The 1,849-nt window shown below is 70.0% G+C and carries 2 protein-coding genes; both read right to left on the bottom strand.

Annotated features, from left to right (window positions below):
• Positions 1-61 precede the first annotated feature (61 nt).
• Entirely contained in the window at positions 62-1,138 is a 1,077-nt protein-coding gene (locus ACFV2X_RS55485; RefSeq protein WP_385631934.1) for a hypothetical protein, read from the bottom strand.
• A 173-nt stretch (positions 1,139-1,311) separates the two neighbouring features.
• A partial coding sequence (locus ACFV2X_RS55480) for a hypothetical protein (RefSeq protein ID WP_385631933.1) occupies positions 1,312-1,849 on the bottom strand: 538 nt, incomplete at its 5' end.

Raw genomic sequence — 1,849 nt, 5'->3', positions numbered from 1 at the left:
CCCCGCCCGGGGCGGGGGGGGGGGGGGGGGCCCCCGGGGCCCCCCCCCCCCCACCGGGGGTCTACACCGCGACTCCTTCGAGCTTGTCGGCGGTGGCGACGTTGGTGATGCGCGGGCGGGCGACGGGGGTCTGCGGTGTGCCCTCGTACCTGTCGGTCTGGGGCTTCTTGGCCGTGCCGGTGACGCGCACCCGGTCGCCCTCCTCGGCTTCCCATGCCGCCTTGCTGGTGCTGAAGACCTTCAGCGTGAGTCCGTCTCCTGCATCGATCAGTAGGAGCTTCCGGGAGCCGAATGCGCCGTCGACCGTCCTGGCCAGGGTGACGGTCCCGTCGTGGGCTACCTCGTCGCCCTCGGCCAGGGTTCGGGCGGAGGCGATGCGTTCGGCGCGCGTGGCGGCTTCTGCGGCTGCGCGCTCCTCGCGGCGGGCGTACTCCTCGGCGGCTCGGCGCGCGGCCTGGTCCTGGCGCGGCGTCATGGTTTTGCCGGAGGTGATCAGGCGGCGCATGTCGTCGGGGAACGTGCTTCCGTCGTTGTCCATCCACTTGGCCAGCTCGGGCTCGGCGGTGCTGAACTTGGCCCAGATCGCCCTGTGCTTGGCGGCGTCGATGATCGCTCGCTCGTGCTGCTTGCGAATGTCGGTGGCCAGGTACTTCACATCTTCGATCCGGCGCTCAAGGGGCATCGGGGCCCCAAGGGCTCCGTACCCTGCGCAGTCGAAGCAGATGCCGCCCTGGACGTGCTCATAGCCGTTGATGTGCCCCTTCCCGGAGCACTTGCCGCACGGCTCGGCGTATCCGCCCTTCTCCAGTCGGTAGAACACGGATACCAGTCCTTCGACGGTGATGATCACGCCGCCGCCGAGCGCGTTCATGCGGGAGCCGACGCGGGTGACGGTCGGCTCGGGCAAGGCCAGGGAGACCGAGAGGGCCGTCAGGGCGGCGGCAAGGGCTTCCTTGCGGGTACGGGCGGAAGCGACCGGCTGCGGGTCTGCGGCTTCGTCCGAGCGAGCGACGGTCCAGGTGCGGCCGGGCTTGGCGACCTTGAACAGCTCGCCGGAGATGACACAGTGCCAGACTCCGCCGATCTTCGTCAGGGCCGGAAGCTGCTGGTCCTGGTCCGCGCGCTGGGTGGTGGTCATGATCTGTGCCCTCCGTGTGGTGCCGGGTTTCGAGTGGTGGCGCTGGTCGGGGCGCCACCCCTTCCAACAGACTCAATATTACCAGTCTTGAGCCGGATTCGAAAGCGGGGAAATGGTTTTGACCAGGGTTTTTCTGGGAGCCGGGACGGCGGGGTCCGCCGCCCCGGCCCTGTTCAGCCCTGGCGGGCCATGCGGGCGTCGCGCTCGCGGACAGCGGCGGCTACGACTTCGGCGCATACCTGCCCGGCACTCCCGTCACCCGTCCAGGCGAACGGCACCGCCTTGTTGTCCAGGTACAGGCGGACCGCCTCGCGGGCCGACTTGCGGCTGTCCACGCTGAACACCGCCTCACCGATGACAGGGAGGGACACGGTGACGTTGGTCCACACGTACTCGGTAGCCCGGAATTCGTCGTGGATGACGCGGGCGGGCTGCACCTGGAAGAGGTGGGCCAGCGTGGCGGCGAACTCGCGGGCGGCCTCGTGGGTGTCGAGCTGGGCCGGGACAAGAGTCGCGTCGTAGCCGATGGCGGTGTGGATCTGGAACTTCATGACGTGCTCTCCTGCGGTGCGTCGTGTCGGGTTTCGAGTGGGGCCGGGCGGCGGTGCCATCCGCCGCCCCGCCGGGCGGGGGGAGTTGGGGGCGTCGACCACCACGTCGTCGGTGCGCCACAGCGGCAGGGCCGCGAAATCCAGGGGGGGCGCGAGCTTT

Origin of the sequence: Streptomyces sp. NPDC059679 (assembly GCF_042734105.1) — a bacterium.
Taxonomy (GTDB): domain Bacteria; phylum Actinomycetota; class Actinomycetes; order Streptomycetales; family Streptomycetaceae; genus Streptomyces.
This window is presented reverse-complemented; position numbering and strand designations above follow the sequence as displayed.